The organism is Hyphococcus formosus (genome assembly GCF_046736345.1).
Classification (GTDB): Bacteria; Pseudomonadota; Alphaproteobacteria; order Caulobacterales; family Parvularculaceae; genus Hyphococcus; species Hyphococcus formosus.
Genome location: NZ_CP157210.1, coordinates 2170651 through 2186347, shown reverse-complemented (window position 1 = coordinate 2186347; position 15697 = coordinate 2170651). Strand labels below are relative to the sequence as shown.

15 protein-coding genes are annotated in these 15697 nt (G+C 54.2%); 9 read left to right on the top strand and 6 right to left on the bottom strand.

Annotated features, from left to right (window positions below):
• Positions 1-203 precede the first annotated feature (203 nt).
• Complete coding sequence (locus tag ABFZ83_RS09995; protein ID WP_411816408.1) at positions 204-2135, bottom strand: ribonucleoside-diphosphate reductase subunit alpha; 1932 nt, start codon at positions 2133-2135, stop codon at positions 204-206.
• Between the two features lie 241 nt (positions 2136-2376).
• Complete coding sequence (locus ABFZ83_RS09990; RefSeq protein WP_411816407.1) at positions 2377-3786, bottom strand: hypothetical protein; 1410 nt, start codon at positions 3784-3786, stop codon at positions 2377-2379.
• Between the two features lie 189 nt (positions 3787-3975).
• Between ABFZ83_RS09990 and ABFZ83_RS09985 the strand changes: the two genes are divergently transcribed.
• Positions 3976-4758, top strand: a complete 783-nt coding sequence (locus ABFZ83_RS09985) for an acyl-CoA thioesterase (RefSeq protein WP_411816406.1) — start codon at positions 3976-3978, stop codon at positions 4756-4758.
• A complete protein-coding gene (locus tag ABFZ83_RS09980) occupies positions 4759-5142 on the top strand; it encodes a VOC family protein (protein ID WP_411816405.1) in 384 nt (127 codons plus the stop codon).
• On the opposite strand, the gene ABFZ83_RS09975 is transcribed toward ABFZ83_RS09980, so the two are convergent.
• Complete coding sequence (locus ABFZ83_RS09975) at positions 5139-6956, bottom strand: ATP-binding cassette domain-containing protein (RefSeq protein WP_411816404.1); 1818 nt, start codon at positions 6954-6956, stop codon at positions 5139-5141. The genes ABFZ83_RS09980 and ABFZ83_RS09975 overlap by 4 nt on opposite strands.
• An 87-nt stretch (positions 6957-7043) precedes the next feature.
• Here ABFZ83_RS09975 and ABFZ83_RS09970 point away from each other — a divergent pair, with 87 nt between their 5' ends.
• Positions 7044-7586 (top strand): helix-turn-helix domain-containing protein, encoded by a 543-nt coding sequence (locus tag ABFZ83_RS09970; RefSeq protein ID WP_411816403.1) that lies wholly within the window; start codon positions 7044-7046, stop codon positions 7584-7586.
• Positions 7587-7605: 19 nt separating this feature from the next.
• Here ABFZ83_RS09970 and ABFZ83_RS09965 read toward each other — a convergent pair whose 3' ends face one another.
• The 3 genes from ABFZ83_RS09965 to ABFZ83_RS09955 form a co-directional block, all read right to left on the bottom strand.
• Positions 7606-8547, bottom strand: a complete 942-nt coding sequence (locus ABFZ83_RS09965) for an alpha/beta hydrolase (protein WP_411816402.1) — start codon at positions 8545-8547, stop codon at positions 7606-7608.
• A gap of 188 nt (positions 8548-8735) precedes the next feature.
• Positions 8736-9788 carry a 1,9-bis(guanidino)-5-aza-nonane synthase gene (locus ABFZ83_RS09960; RefSeq protein ID WP_411816401.1) on the bottom strand — a complete coding sequence of 351 codons (1053 nt, stop codon included), beginning with the start codon at positions 9786-9788 and terminating at the stop codon, positions 8736-8738.
• A 170-nt stretch (positions 9789-9958) separates the two neighbouring features.
• Positions 9959-11164: a type III PLP-dependent enzyme gene (locus ABFZ83_RS09955; RefSeq protein ID WP_411816400.1), complete on the bottom strand. Its 1206-nt coding sequence runs from the start codon at positions 11162-11164 to the stop codon at positions 9959-9961.
• Positions 11165-11446: 282 nt separating this feature from the next.
• Here ABFZ83_RS09955 and ABFZ83_RS09950 point away from each other — a divergent pair, with 282 nt between their 5' ends.
• The 6 genes from ABFZ83_RS09950 to ABFZ83_RS09925 all read left to right on the top strand — a co-directional run bounded on the left by ABFZ83_RS09950 (position 11447) and on the right by ABFZ83_RS09925 (position 15605).
• Complete coding sequence (locus tag ABFZ83_RS09950) at positions 11447-11716, top strand: usg protein (RefSeq protein WP_411816399.1); 270 nt, start codon at positions 11447-11449, stop codon at positions 11714-11716.
• A gap of 58 nt (positions 11717-11774) precedes the next feature.
• Positions 11775-12401 (top strand): CDP-alcohol phosphatidyltransferase family protein, encoded by a 627-nt coding sequence (locus tag ABFZ83_RS09945; protein WP_411816398.1) that lies wholly within the window; start codon positions 11775-11777, stop codon positions 12399-12401.
• A complete protein-coding gene (locus tag ABFZ83_RS09940; RefSeq protein ID WP_411816397.1) occupies positions 12394-13341 on the top strand; it encodes a phosphatidate cytidylyltransferase in 948 nt (315 codons plus the stop codon). Before ABFZ83_RS09945 ends, ABFZ83_RS09940 begins: the two co-directional genes overlap by 8 nt.
• Entirely contained in the window at positions 13341-13976 is a 636-nt protein-coding gene (locus tag ABFZ83_RS09935; protein ID WP_411816396.1) for a lysophospholipid acyltransferase family protein, read from the top strand. The genes ABFZ83_RS09940 and ABFZ83_RS09935 overlap by 1 nt, the downstream gene beginning before the upstream one ends.
• On the top strand, positions 13976-14527 hold the full coding sequence (locus ABFZ83_RS09930) for a hypothetical protein (RefSeq protein WP_411816395.1): 552 nt from the start codon (positions 13976-13978) through the stop codon (positions 14525-14527). The genes ABFZ83_RS09935 and ABFZ83_RS09930 overlap by 1 nt, the downstream gene beginning before the upstream one ends.
• Positions 14528-14645: 118 nt before the next feature.
• A complete protein-coding gene (locus tag ABFZ83_RS09925; protein ID WP_411816394.1) occupies positions 14646-15605 on the top strand; it encodes an FKBP-type peptidyl-prolyl cis-trans isomerase in 960 nt (319 codons plus the stop codon).
• Positions 15606-15697 lie beyond the last annotated feature (92 nt).

Sequence of the window (15697 nt, the reverse complement as noted above, 5' to 3'; positions counted from 1 at the left end):
TCATCTCTGGCTTGATCCGGGATCCAGCGTTCGTGTGCGTGGCTGAAAGGATAGCGCTTATTGGTGGATTGCGGGTCGGGGCCCGTAATGACGGTCCGGTGAAGGTGCCGCGCTACCCTCTGGGGGCATCCCGGACTTGATCCGGGATAAATAAAAAAGCCACCTCCGAAGAGGTGGCTTTGAATTCTGGCTTTTTCATCACCCTACTGACAAGCGAGGCACTCGTCATAGTCGGTGGGGGCGGCGGCTTCCATCATTGATGACATGCCGTCTTTTTCGCTGTCTTTGTCTTTCGCGCCATTGGCGAAGCCCGCGCGCTGAATTGATTTCGAGCGGCAATAGTAAAGCGATTTCACGCCTTTTTCCCATGCTGACCAATGCAACATGTGAAGGTCCCATTTGTCGATATCACCCGGCAGGAATACGTTCACGGACTGGCCCTGACAGATATAGGGCGAACGATCCGCAGCGAGTTCAATCACCCAGCGCTGGTCAATTTCGAAGGCGGTTTTGAAAACGTCTTTTTCTTCCTGGCTAAGGAATTCAAGATGCTGGACCGAGCCTTCATGCTCAAGGATAGAGTTCCAGGTTTCTTCCCTGTCCTGTCCTTTTTCTTCGAGCAGTTTTTTCAGCGCAACATTTTTCACGGTGAAAGAGCCGGAAAGGGTCTTGTGCGTAAAGACGTTGGCCGGAATAGGCTCAATGCAAGGAGACGCGCCGCCACAAATGATCGAGATCGACGCCGTCGGCGCAATCGCAAGCTTATGGGAGAAACGCTGCTTCACGCCGCGTTCTTCTGCGTCGGGGCAAGCGCCGCGTTCTTCGGCGAGCGCGACCGACGCCGCATCCGCACCCATGCGAATATGTTTGAACAGGCGCGTATTCCATGATTTCGCCATAGCGCTTTCAAACGGAATGTTCATGGACTGAAGGAAAGAATGGAAACCCATCAAACCAAGACCAACTGAACGCTCGCGCTTTGCGGAATAAACAGCCTTCGCCATTGATGGCGGTGCGCGGTCGATAAAGTCCTGAAGGACATTATCAAGGAAGCGCATGACATCTTCGATGAATTGCGGCTCGTCTTTCCACTCTTGGTATTTCTCGGCATTGATGGATGACAGGCAGCATACAGCCGTGCGGTCATTGTCGAGATGGTCCTTGCCCGTATGCAACATGATCTCTGAGCAGAGATTAGATGTTGAAACTTTAAGGCCCAAATCGCGCTGATGCTTCGCCATCTGACGATTTACGGTGTCAGAGAACAGAAGATAAGGCTCGCCCGTAGCAAGACGGACTTCAAGGATTTTCTGCCACAATTTCCGTGCAGAGATCGTCCGCAGAACTTCGTTGGTCTTTGGCGAACGCAGGCCAAATTCTTCGTCTTTCGCGACGGCTTCCATGAAGTCGTCGGTGATGTTCACACCATGATGCAGGTTCAGCGATTTCCGGTTGAAGTCGCCAGATGGTTTGCGAATTTCGAGGAACTCTTCGATTTCCGGGTGGTGCACATCAAGATAGCAGGCCGCAGAACCACGACGGAGCGAACCTTGGCTGATCGCAAGGGTCAGCGAATCCATCACACGGATGAACGGAATGATGCCTGAGGTCGCGCCGGCATGTTTCACTTTCTCGCCGATCGAACGGACATTGCCCCAATAGGTGCCGATGCCGCCGCCATTAGACGCGAGCGCAACATTCTCGTTCCATGTATCGACAATCGCATCAAGCGAGTCGCCAACGCCATTCAGGAAGCATGAGATCGGCAGGCCGCGATTCGCGCCGCCATTAGAAAGGACGGGCGTCGCCGGCATGAACCAAAGCTTCGAGATATAGTCGTAAATACGCTGCGCGTGGTCCGCATCATCGCCATAGGTGCGGGCGACACGGGCGAACATATCCTGAAACGACTCATCGGGCAGGAGATAGCGGTCCACCATGGTGGTCTTGCCGAATTCGGTCAAAAGCGCGTCGCGCGAATGGTCGATTTCGATATCGCGCACAACTTTCAGCGCCGGCTTTTTGGCCGTCGGCTGCTCTGTGTCCGCCTTCGTCACAGGGGTCTGGTTTTGCTCCTGTGCCAAGTCTTGTGGCTGAGCGTTTTCTAAGTCTTTGGCGGCTTCTGAGAGCGACATATTTCCCCGTCCTACCTCTTTTCGCCTCCGAAAAAGGCGCGCAAAAATCGGTGCTCCGGAGTGCCCATTTCGGGGCCGCGTCCGGAGCGGCTATTCGGTCGTGTTGTGATTTGCCGACATTCCCAGTCGACACAAGATATAGTGATGGACACCTAGGTGAACGTCAATATGAAGTTAGTCACAGGGGAAATATTTTTGGTTAACGAGTCATTAATAGGGCGCACCAATTGCGCTAAAAGGGTTAACTCTTTCGCGGGTTTTTCAGGCTTCTTTGGCCTCGTTTCGATTCCGTATCCCGGTCATCTGTGCCCGAAAAATTTTTTGAAAAAGCATCGGTCCGCCAGCGTTCGGGTGCCCCCGCGAAGCCGGTTTCGACGAATCGAACTGACGAATCGCGCTGCCGCCATGCCGGAACTGATTCATCTTGGTCCTTGAACGCAGATTGATTCGCGCTTTTCGCCCCTGACGCGAACTCCTTGCGCCCACCAGATGTAGGGGTGCGGCCGCCAACCCGGGCCCGAAACACATCAAGAAGATCTTCGGTCCGGCGTACGACATCGGCCGGGCGGGGGGCTTCTTGGGCGGTAAAGCTACTGCGCAATGCATCCAGCGCTTCCGTTCGCGCTGTGGTGGCGGTGCCTTCGGTCAGGGGGGCAGCCATCAAGGTCATGAGCAACCCCGCAATCGCATAAAGAAAAGCACCCAACAAAATGACCTGAACCGCCCAGGGATATTGCGCGAGACCCAATGTCTCGACAATTTCCGCCGGTGCCGGTTTGGGCAGAATGAACATCAAGGTCAGGAATACCCCAAATATAGTGCCCAAGCCGAAATCAACGATGGGGACTGATTTTGGGTTGCCGCCATTGCGACCGAGAAACCCTTTAAAGAGGCGCTGGGCATGGTCGCCCTCTGCGCCAGTCAGAAAAGCGATTTCGCGGAAATAGGCACAGGCCTCAAGCGCGGTTAAATGCGCGCGCGATAATTCGATGACTGCGTCGGCGGGTGCATTGCGGTTGTCCATTTTGGCGCGAAGGTCAGTGAGGTCGCGGTCGAATTCCATCGAAGCCTTGGCGATTTCAATGCCCAGTGTTTCGGCTTCTGCGCGAATGCGCCGGTTATCCGCATTCCCAAGAATGCGGGTCAAAAAGCCAACCGCAAGCGCAACCCCAAGTCCCGCCGCGGCAACCATCAAGAATAGCTCGACAAGGGCAATGGCATCAGAAACCGGAATCCCCCCGGCGGTAACAGCAACGCCATTGGCGCGCGCGGTCATAACCCCATAAAAAAGCCAGGTCGCGATCCCGAGCCACACCAGCCCGATCAAGAAACGAAAACCATGGGTCAACATGGTGACTTCGCCCGCGCGGCGCTCCGCTATGCGAATGGTCAAGCCGCGCGCGGCAAGGCGTAAATCGTCACTGCGGCGGACAATATCTTTGGCGGATTCTTCCAGCCGGGCCGATAGGGGTAGTGCGCCTTCGCGCTCATGCGTTGGGTTATCACCGGGGAAGGAAGTCTCGGTCGGGTCGGCATTTTCAAATTGCGTGGCGGTGCTGTGGCGCCGTGGTTCGCCGCGCAGGCGCGCAAAAGCGGTGTTGGCGCTGGCTTGCAGCGCATCAAGCATCGACTGTTGATTCTTCCCGGTCATTGATCCCCCACGGATTGGCAAGGGCCATGGTAAAGCATAAAGCCGCCCGCGTTAATCCTGTTAAATCGCACGGAATTACAGAGGCTTGCACAGATCACAGTGATTTGCGCAGCGGGAACTGCGCCCCGGTGTTGGCGCATGCAGGCGATTTCCTTATCTACCGCTTCAGTAGGAACGAAAGGGTAGTTTGTGGAGTTCTCCGACCTTATCGCAAGCGGCGCGTTTGATAACGGCCGATATTCGACATCCATTCCCACAGGCTGGATGCAGGGGCGCACGACCTATGGCGGATTGTCGGCGGCTCTCTGTCTTGATGTCGCAAAGCGGAGTTTCCCGGATCTGCCGCCTTTGCGCTCGGCGATGATTTCCTTCATCGGTCCCGCTGGCGGTGATGTCACGGGGCAGGCCAGAATCCTGCGGCAGGGGAAATCCGTGACCTTTGTTGAGGCAGACATCGCCGGTGAAAAAGGTCTTGCGACCCGAAGCCAGTTTGCTTTTGGCGGCGCGCGCGCGTCGATGTTTGATAATACCTTTTCGCCAAAGCCTGACTATAAAGCGCCCGAGGATTGCGAGGTCTATATTCCCGAAGAGTTTGGGCCGACCTTTGCGGTCCATTTCGAAAGCCGTCTTGTGCGCGGTGCGCGCCCCGGTGCCGGTTCGACCGAGCACGATCATTTAATCTGGATACGTCATAAAGATCCAAAGGCAACGGATATGACGGCGCTTCTTGCGATTGCCGATATGCCGCCGCCCGCCGTTTTGCCAATGTTCAAGGAGTTTGCACCGATCAGCTCAATGACCTGGATGGTCAATGTGGTGGTTGAAAAGCCGCAAACCAGAGATGGATGGTGGTTAATGCAAACCCGCGCGGAAACCGCGCGCGACGGCTATTCAAGCCAGGACATGCTTGTGTGGAACAGAGATGGCGAGCTGGTGACCACCGGGCGGCAATCGGTTGCGGTGTTTATCTAAATGAAACTCGCGCAATTCGCCTTGTTAGTGCCCGACTATGACGAGGCCATCGACTATTATTGTACCGTGTTGGGGTTTTCGCTGCTCGAAGATACCCAGCAATCCCCGGAGAAGCGCTGGGTTGTGGTCTCGCCCGGCGAGGGCGGGTCAGCAATTTTGTTGGCCAAGGCTGCTGACGAAGCGCAGCGTGCACAGATCGGTAATCAGGCCGGTGGGCGCGTTTTCTTGTTTCTTAACAGTGAAGATTTTGATGCTGACTATCAGCGCCTGAAAAAGAACGGCGTTGAATTTCTGGAGGTGCCGCGACACGAACCCTATGGCAGCGTGGTCGTGTTCCGTGATCGTTTTGGCAATAAATGGGACTTGATCGAGCCAAAATCCTAGCCGTTTTCGATTTCTTCGCGCTTCATTTCCAGCTCAAGCCATTCTTCCTCGGCGCTGGCAAGTTTCTCTTCAAGCGCCGCAAGGGCCTTTGCGGTTTTGTTGAAGCCCTCGCCATCGCGGCTGAAAAAGTCAGGATCGTCCAGCTTATCTTTCAATGTCGCGATCTCTGCCTGCAGGGTTTCCATTTCCTTGGGCAGTTTTTCGAGCGCATATTGTTCTTTGTAGGAAAGCTTGGCTTTGCTTTGGATGGGCTTAGGCTTTGGCGATGATGGCGTAGCTTTCGGCTTTTCTGGCTTTTTGGTTTGCTCCGTGCCCGGCGCACTGCCGCGCTGGATCACCATATCGTCATAGCCGCCCGCATAGCGTAGCCATTTTCCCGGTGTGTCCGGGTCTGTTGTTACAACGCTCGTCACCAGATTTTCGAGAAATTGCCGGTCATGGCTGATCAACAATAATGTTCCGCCATAAGAAGATAATTGCTCTTCGAGCATTTCAAGGGTTTCAAGATCGAGATCATTGGTCGGCTCGTCGAGAATTAAGAGGTTCGACGGTTTCGCCAGCGCGCTTGCGAGCGCCAATCGGCCGCGCTCCCCGCCAGACAACGCCGTCACCGGCTGCCGCCATTGTTCCGGTCCAAAGAGAAAATCCTTCAGATAGGTGGCGACATGGCGCTTTTCGCCATTGATTTCGACCCAATCTCCGGTGCCGTCATTGATCGCATCGGCCACGCGCATTTCCGGCTTTAATCGGTCGCGGCGTTGATCGAGCGATACGATTTCAAGGTTGGTGCCTAATGTCACCTTGCCTTCGTCAGGGGCAAGTGTGCCAATGATCATATTGACCAAGGTGGTTTTGCCCGCGCCATTCGGGCCGACAATGCCGATCCTGTCACCGCGCGCGATTTCGATGGAAAAATCGTCAATGATTTTCCGATCACTGAAGGATTTCGACACATGCTCGACAACAATCGCGCGTTTGCCCGATGCGCCAGCGGTTTGCACCGCGAAATTCGCATTGCCCTGCACCCGCCGGGTTTCGCGCAGTTTCTTGCGCATGTCTTTTAGCTCGCCGACACGGCGCATATTGCGTTTTCGCCGCGCGGTCACGCCATAGCGCATCCAATGTTCTTCAGCGACGATCTTGCGCCCCAGCTTGTGATGGGCTTGCTCTTCTTCTTCGAGGAATTTGTCCCGCCACGCCTCAAAGGTGCCAAACCCCTGGCCCGTATTGCGGGTTGCGCCGCGATCAATCCAGACCGTGTCATTGGTGACATTCTCTAGGAAGCGCCGGTCATGGGAAATCAGCACAATCGACGACGACAATGATTTCAGCTTGTCTTCAAGCCATGTAATCACCGGCAGGTCGAGATGGTTGGTCGGCTCATCGAGTAAAAGAATGTCCGGTTCTGCGGCCAGCGCTTGGGCAATGGCCGCGCGGCGCGCTTCACCGCCGGATAATCCTTGCGGTGATTGTTCAGGGTCGAGACCCAATTCTTCGAGCATCGTCTCGGCGCGGTAGTCGCCACCGGTTTCATCAAGTCCCGCACGAACATAATCGCCGATCGTTTCAAAGCCGGTCATGTCCGGTTCCTGGCGCAAATACCGAACGGTCGCGCCGGGATGGATGAACCGCTCGCCGCTATCGGGTTCGACCATGCCTGCAGCAATCTTCATCAATGTCGATTTGCCTGAACCATTCCGGCCCACCAATGCGATGCGCGCACGTTCGCCCACCATCAATGATGCCCCTTCAAATAAGGGGTCACCACCAAGCGTAAGGTGAATATCAGTTAGGGATAATAACAGGGCACTCATGATCGATCCGTCTTTTATGGTGTTCCTTTAGGCGTTCTCGGCGATCGCATCAAATCTTTACGGAATGTTGGGAGTCTCATGGGAGCCATGTGGCTTTTTGTAGTTTATCAGGCCGCAGAAATGCACCCGTTAAAACAGTACTTAATTGATGTTGACGAGGGGATACAGGCGTTTTCTGAACGCGTTGGCGTTTCGCGACAGACCCTCTATCGAATTATCACCCGCAAACAGATGCCAAAGCCGGACCTTGCGCGCCGTATCGTCGAGGCAACGGGCGGTGCGGTCACGCTAGAGGTCATTTATGGCGGCGAAGGATTGCGCACAGGTGTCTATACGCGCGCCGAAGATGTTGTGCTTGATCACGACCGATTAAAGCTCGCCATTGCTATATCCGTTAGTCACCTCTGGGGCGAGCGGAAAAACAAACTCGACGACGTCGCGCTTGATCCCGCAGCAGAGGCCGTACGGCATATATTTGCGGCACTATGTAAAATCTCCGTCCGCCCTGAGGGCCCATCATTGGCCTTGGCGTTCTTGCCGGTTTTCATTGATCTGTTGGGCACCGAGCAAGCGGAGATAGAACTTGCGGAAGAAACCGCAAAGCTCGCAGAGCGGTTATATCAGCAATAAAAATCGGTGGGCGGATTGATTACGCGCGAGGCGCGATGAAATGCGCGATATCCGCATGCGCTTCTTTTGCTTCTTCAAGGGCCCAATGCATGTGAAACAGATGGAACATGCCATCAAAAACGCGCAATGTGCTTTGAACACCGGCGCGACGCAGGCCTTCTGCGAAGCGCGCCGCATCGCCGAGCAAAATTTCACGAGAGCCAACATGGATGAGCGTCGGCGGAAGCCCGGTCAGGTCACCATAAATCGGTGAGACCATGGGGTTCTTCAGGTCTTGTCCCGGCGCGTAAAAATTGAACAGGCGACGGCAGGCGCGGCCACCGTTTGATTTCATCAATGGGTCATGACCATCAAGCGTTACATGGGTATCGCTTGCGCCGGTGCCATCAAGCGCCGGCGAGGCGAGAACGACCCGTGACGGCAGTTTGATTTTTTCATCGCGCCATTTGAGCAGACACGAGACAGCGATCCCGCCGCCAAAGGAATCGCCAATTAGGATGATATCCTTGTTCGGATGCGACTCGAGCAATGCCTTGTAGACCGCATCAATTTCATTGATCTGGGTCGGAAAGCGCGCTTCAGGAAGCAATGTATAACTCGCGCCAATGCCCGGAACGCCGCTTAGATGGCATGTTGGCAATATCATCGACGCATTGATACGGGGCGAGCCGCTGACAATGCCGCCGCCGTGAATATACAAGATCATTTGATCTGTGTCGGTCGTATTTTCGGTTTCATAAGCCGCACAGTCGCGCCCGCCAATAACGACGTCGGAAATTCTGTAGGTGAAATCAATCTCGTCTTGGGTTTTAAGCCAGTCCTGATTGGCAAAATGACGAGCAAGGCTGCGCGTCAATGGGTTCATCCAGGTTTCTAAGGTTGGATAAGCACGCAACGAGTGGATTCGTTGTCGTGCAGTTTCACTCATTGATTTGCCAAGCCGTCGCGCCGTCAACGCCATTTCTTACCCCATTATGAACGCTTATTGCGCGCTTTATTCTTTGATAGGGAGTGTGACGGAGTGCAGAAAATATCTGGTTAAAATTTTGGTTCGCAGTTTCCGTAAATAGCGCAAACCGGTGCAGAAAATGTTCTGCACCGGCCAGACTTCGGTAAGAATGTTTAACAGTCTATTGCTACGCGCAAGTTTTACGCGAACAGTTTTGCCCATTCCCGCTTTGGGCGTGATTTCCAGGCACCGCGATGATAGGCGTCTGATGCAATCAAGGGTGCAACCGTTGTCGCTTCGGCGAAAACCATTTGCTCCCAAGCCACATCGACCTTGCCCCATGAGCATGCTTCCTTGAGGGTCGAAGACGAACATGCACCGTCGCGGACATCGGCAACGGTGATCTGGACCGCGTATTTGTGCATCTCCACATCATCATGGCCGAGGATTTCAGCACAAACGACCGTGTCCTGAACAAAGTTCTTCGGCACGCCGCCGCCAACCATAAAGAGGCCCGAAGTGCCGCCCTTGACCTTGATGTCGGTCAATTCGCGGAAATCGGCGATAGCATCGATCGACAGATAGGGTTTTCCCGCTTTCATACGCTCGACCTGATGTTTCACCAAGCCAAACCCCGCAGATGAGTCTGTAAAGGCCGGGCAGAAAATCGGCACGCCCGCTTTATAGGCTTCCTCGATCAGCGAGCCTTCTTTTTTGGCGTTACCATCGGCGAGCCATTTGCCCATGGCATGAATGAATTCGCGCGAAGACATTGGCTTTGCCGGCAGGCTTTCCGCGATCTCATAGATTGCGTGGTCACATGCTTGCAGCTCTTCTTCGTCGATATAGGTGTCATAGATGCGGTCGATATAAAGATCGCGCAGCACCCGATCATCCGGAATGTCTTTGGCTTGATAATGTTTGAAGCCAAGGGCCTCAAAGAAATCCATATCAACAATGGACGCGCCGGTAGAAACAATGGTGTCGACCATGTTGTTTTTGACCATGTCACGCCAGACATGCATGCAACCGCCTGCGGATGTTGAGCCTGCGAGGGTCAAAAAGATCGTGCAGTCTTTGTCTTCGAGGGACATGTTCAGAATGCGGGCAGCGCGCGCAGCATCGCGCGAGGTGAAAGACATTTTCTCCCACGCATCGATCACCGGACGGGCGTCGAATTGAGTAATGTCGAAATGCTCAACTGGGTTCGAGAGCAATTCTGCTTTGCGGTTGTCTTTAGGTGCATCGGTCATGATTGCGGTCCTTTTTGGATTGGGCCGATTTGGCCAGGTTCTCAAAAAACCGGATCCGGGCCGCGTTCATCATTTGAACGCGCGGAGGGCCGAGGTGAATTCGGAATATCATTCCCGAAAAGTGCCGTGGCGTTGGTCTAAACGATCAACGCCACGCTTGCTAGGGCAGGTTAGCCAAGGTTGGCGATTTGCGCGGTTCTGCGGGTGCGTTCTGGTATTTTCGGCTCGCTGCCAAAGACCGACATCATGGGTGCATCCTCGACATAGGCGTCGATATATTCGCCAAAGCCGTTGAACTTGGTTGCGAGTGCGGAGCCATAAGCGCCGGTCATCCCGAACTCGATATAATCGCCTTCGCTAATATCCGCCGGCAACATAAAGGTGCTTTGCAACACGTCAATTGAATCGCATGTGGGGCCATAAAGCCGGAAGGGCCGCAAGGGGCGACGCGGCGTTCCTTTTTCGCGCAGCAGCTTCACCGGATAAACAAGACCGTCATGCGCCGCGTCGAACAATGCGCCATAGGCCCCGTCATTAAGGTAAAGCGCATCGCCTTTGCGAAGCTCTACACGGACAATATGACTGCCCGCTTCGGCGCAAAGCGCGCGTCCCGGTTCGCACCATAGGTCGGCGTTTTCAAGGACAGGCATTTGATCAAACGCAGTCTCGATCTCGGTGATATAGTCTTCGAGCGGTGGCGGCGTCAGACCCGGATAGGCAACTGGAAAACCGCCGCCCACATCAACGATGTCGATCGTGACGCCCGCTTCGCGGATAAGATCGCTGACCGCTTCCATTGCAACGCGCCATGCTTCGGGACGCATACATTGCGACCCTACATGAAATGACACACCAAGCTCATCGGCGATAGCGCGGGCTTCGCGCAGAAGCAACACGGCTTCCGGACCCGTCGCGCCAAATTTGCCCGAGAGTTTGTGCTGTGCGTAATCGGATGAAACCGCCAGCCGCACAATAAGATGAAGGTCTTTTGCGCCGCCGGTTTCGGCAATGATCTTCGCCAGCTCTTCGGTCGAATCCACCGAGAAAATCCGCACGCCAAATTCGAAATAGGCACGGCGTATGGCTGAGCGCGCTTTGACCGGGTGCATAAAGGCCAGCGTCGCATCGTCAAACCGCGACGCAACCAGTTCAATCTCCGGCATTGACGCAACATCAAACCAGCGCACACCCGCTTGATAGACCGCATCCAGAACAGATGGGTGCGGGTTGGCTTTGACGGCGTAAAGAACATCGCCCGGAAAACGGCGCACGAACCAGTCCGCGGCTTTTGTAGCTGCGTGAGGACGAACGCAATGGACGGGAAGATCCGGCTGGTTCGCTAGAACCAACGCAAGCGCTGATGTGTGCCTTTCCATCTCATGGAACCTCGCAAAAGTTGCTTCGACCAAGCGCCAATCTTGCGGAGAGGTCCCATGGGATTGGCGAAATCGCCAAATAGGAACGAAAGAACGCTATGTAAAGAAAAAAATCGCGCGCCTGCGCAGTTTTTGACAAGGGTCTGTCAGCAGCCAACCGCGCATGCTGCTAGTATGTTGTTTTTAAACGTAAAAAATTAAACCAAGGGGTCTTGTCAAGATTGAAAATTCTGTCCGGATCAATGTTCAGTATAGGCCTGAAATCACTTCAGGAGTAAAAAGATGAGCACAGATTCAGCATTTGAAAAACAACTCGCAGGGTATCGCCTCGCAACGGCGGAGATTTTTTACCATATGCCCGACCACCCGGAATTGCTGCAAACCTATATCTGGCAGGACTATGACATTGCGCCGCAATTTCCGGTGTTGAAGAAGTTTCTCGATTTCTGGACGCGAGAGCTGGAAGGCCCGCTTCATTCGGTGCGCCTAGCCAGCCAAAAGCTGATTACCGCTTCTGAACTTCGGTCCGTGGGGGCTTTCGCGCTTAATTAAGGTCGTTTTAATGGCCAAACAGGCCTAAATAGGGTGCCAGCAAAAATGGGGCACCCACTTGGCGAGCATTTACGATCTCAAACCAAAATTCCAAAATCTGTTGCGGCCTTTGGTTCGCCTCGCGGCGCGACGTGGGATCACCGCCAATCAGGTGACGCTTTTTGCGTTTGCCCTTAGCTTTGCCCATGGTGCTGCGAATATTGCGACCCATGGTGCGCGGTGGGTGTTGTTCGCATTGCCGGTCATTTTGTTTTTGCGCATGGCGCTGAACGCCATTGATGGCATGCTGGCGCGCGAACATGGTCAGGAAACGCGCCTTGGCGCGCTATTGAATGAACTGACGGATGTTCTTTCCGATGCGGCTTTGTATCTTCCTTTTGCATTGTTAGCGGGGCTAGAGCCGGGCCTGATCGTATTGATTGTTCTATTCGGCACGGCGGCAGAGATGGCCGGAATCATCGGTGCACAGATCGGCTCGGTGCGGCGTTATGATGGACCTTTTGGCAAAAGTGATCGTGCGTTTTTCTTTGGTGCGCTTTCCTTTGTGTTGGCGCTCAAGGTCGCGCCCGGGCAGTGGAGCACTGTCTTATTGGCGTTCGCCATGGCGCTGAGTTTTGCAACCATCATCAACCGCAGCCGCAATGCATTGCGCGATGTCCGCACACAGGAGTCCGGTCATGCCTGAAGCATTATCGCAAAATGTGGTTTGGGCCCTTGGTGTCATTTATGGTCTGTTGATCGCGGCCAGTATCATTGTTGCGGTTCTAAGGTGGCGATCACCGAGTGACGCTACGACCGAGCTTTCGCGGCGCGTGACGTCATGGTGGTTTATGATCACCATTTTCACGATTGCGATTGTGACAAACCGAATTGTCTCGACGCTATTCCTTGGCTTTATGACCTATCTGGCGTTCAAGGAATATATCTCGCTTATTCCAACGCGGCCCGTTGATCGGATCATTCTGTTTTTCGCCTATCTCGCGATCCCGGTGCAATTCATCTTTGCGCATCTCAACAGTTACGGGCTGTTTCTCGTTTTCATTCCGGTCTGGATGTTCCTTTTCTTCCCGATGGTCATGACATTGGTGGGCAAGACCGAAGGTTTTTTGCGCGCCGTGGGCACATTGAGCTGGGGCATGATGATCACCGTTTTTGCGCTCAGCCATACGGCAATGTTGCTTGCGGCGGGGCCGGAAGCCGGACCCGCAGGGGGCGCGGGGCTGTTATTGTTTTTGGTGGCGCTCACACAATTCAACGATGTTGCGCAATTTACGTGGGGCAAGCTTTTTGGCGGAAACAAAATTGTGCCCCGTGTCAGCCCCAACAAAACATGGGAAGGATTTATCGGCGGTTTTCTATCGACCATGTTCATGGCCGCGATTGCCGGTCCGTTTTTAACGCCGATGCCATTTTACTATGCGGCCCTTTCGGGCGGTATGATCGCAATCGCCGGGTTTTTGGGCGACGTCACGATCTCCGCGTTTAAGCGCGATTTGGGCGTTAAAGATTCGGGCGGCTTAATACCCGGTCATGGCGGTATCTTGGACCGTGTCGATAGTCTTACCTATGCCGCACCGGTTTTTTATCACGCCATGCATTATTTCGTTTTTAGTGGGCGCATCTGATGAGCCGCTTTTTACAAATCCTTTTTTTCGCGCTGATCGTGCGGCCGGTTCTTTTGGTTATCCTCGGCATGAATGTGCGTGGCCGCGAACATCTTCCGAAAAAGGGGCCGGCAATCATCGCCGCCAACCATAATTCACATCTTGATACGCTGACATTGATGGCGCTGTTCCCGCTTCGTGATCTTTATCGTTTGCGGCCAGCCGCAGCGGCGGATTATTTTCTCTCAAACAAATGGCTTGAATGGTTTTCGCACAATATCATCCGGATCATTCCGCTTGAACGGGGCGGGGTTAAGAAAAATCCGCTGGCGGACCTTGAGGCAAGCCTTGATCGAGACGAGATCGTCATTCTCTTCCCCGAAGGGTCGCGCGGCGAGCCGGAAAAACGGTCACAGTTCAAACGCGGCGTTGCGTATCTTTCTAAATCGCGCCCCGAAGTGCCGATCTATCCCGTCTTTATGCACGGGCTTGGCAAAGCCCTGCCGAAGGGGAGCTGGCTCTTTGTTCCGTTCAATTGTGATGTGATCGCCGGTCCCGCCATGCATTGGCCCGGTTCGACCACAGATCTCATGGCAATGCTCGAAGCGCAGATGAATGATCTCGCCGCCAAGGGGCATGTTCCGTCATGGGAGTAATGCGCTGGTGGTTCATTGCGGCCTTTGCGTGGGGCTTTGCTGAAGCGACGGTGTTTTTCATCGTGCCCGATCTATTGTTGACGGCCTCAATTGTCATGTTGGGGTTTATGCGCGGCATTCGGTTGGCGGGCGTCAGCGCAATTGGCGCAGTGATCGGCGGTCTGGTCATGTATTGGTGGGGCGCGCAAGACGTTGAAGCCGCTCTAGGACTGGTCCGCAGCGTTCCGCTAATCGCTGATGATCTTCTTGTGCGTGTCGCGGCCGAGATGCGCACGGATCATTGGCCCATAAACTTGTTCATGGGGGCGCTTACTGGCGCGCCTTTTAAAATCTATGCGGTGGAAGCGGGCAATTTAGCGATCAATCCGGTGTTTTTTGCCCTCGCAGCGTTTGGTGCGCGGCTTGCGCGGTTCATGCTGGCGATTGGATTGACGGCCATCGGCGTTGCGGTCGCCCGCCGATTGGGGCTTGCGCGGCTGGTCCCTTATGGGCTGGCGGCGGTTTGGGCCGGGATTTATGGCCTTTATGTCTATGTGCGATTATCCGCATAAATGACCGAGATTTAACGCCATCGGTACGTAAGATTGCGCCCGACGGTTTTCTTGATCGCCAGCATTAGGCTAGGGTGCGCGCAAATTGAATATCACACTCAATAAAAGGAGTAGCTGTGTGAGCAAGGTTTGGTTGATCGCCGCGGGTGCGGCGGCGTTGACGATCGCTTCGTGCGGTAAGTCAGATGACAACGCAGAGTCCATCGATAACGCGATTGAACTTGCCGATGAAGCAAAGACCGATGCTGAGCGAAAAGCGGATCACGCAAAGCTTGCAGCAGAGAACCTTGCCGCGGCAGAGGAATTCCTGGCGGAGAATGCAGCGCGTGACGATGTAAATGTTACCGACAGCGGGCTTCAATTTATGGTTCTCGAAGAAGGGCCCGAGGATGGCCATTCGCCCGTATCAACAGACCTCGTTGTTGTTCATTATGTGGGCACGCTGAAAGACGGCACTGAGTTTGACTCGTCTCGGGCGCGCGGTGCGGCTGCGCAATTCCCACTTAATCAGGTCATCCCCGGTTGGACGGAAGGGGTTCAACTCATGAGCGAGGGTGACCGGTACAGGTTCTTTATTCCGCCTGCGCTCGCCTATGGCGAAAACGGAACACCCGGCGGACCAATTGGTCCAAATGAAGCACTAATTTTTGATGTGGAGCTAATTAAAGTGCATAACCCAGAACGTAATCTCGAAATCGCAAAACAGTTTCTCGAAGAGAACGCCAAAAAAGACGGCGTGCAAACAACCGACTCTGGTTTGCAATATCAAGTTATCACCGAAGGCAATAAAGACGGCAAAAGCCCTGAAGCAGCCGATACGGTTGAAGTACATTACCAAGGCACATTGCTCAACGGCACCGAGTTTGACTCGTCTTATGCACGCGGCGAAACAATCGAATTTCCGCTTAACCGCGTCATTCCCGGCTGGACCGAAGGGGTTCAATTGATGAATGAAGGCGACAAATATCGCTTCTTTATTCCGCCTGCGCTCGCCTATGGCGAAATGGGAACACCCGGCGGGCCAATTGGTCCGAATGAAGCACTCGTATTCGAGGTTGAATTGATCTCGGTAAAATAAAACCGATTTCGACAATCGAAATTTTGAACCCTCGCGATCATGTCGCGAGGGTTTTTTGTTGTTTGTGCGCGATGCGGATGCGGACAATCCGT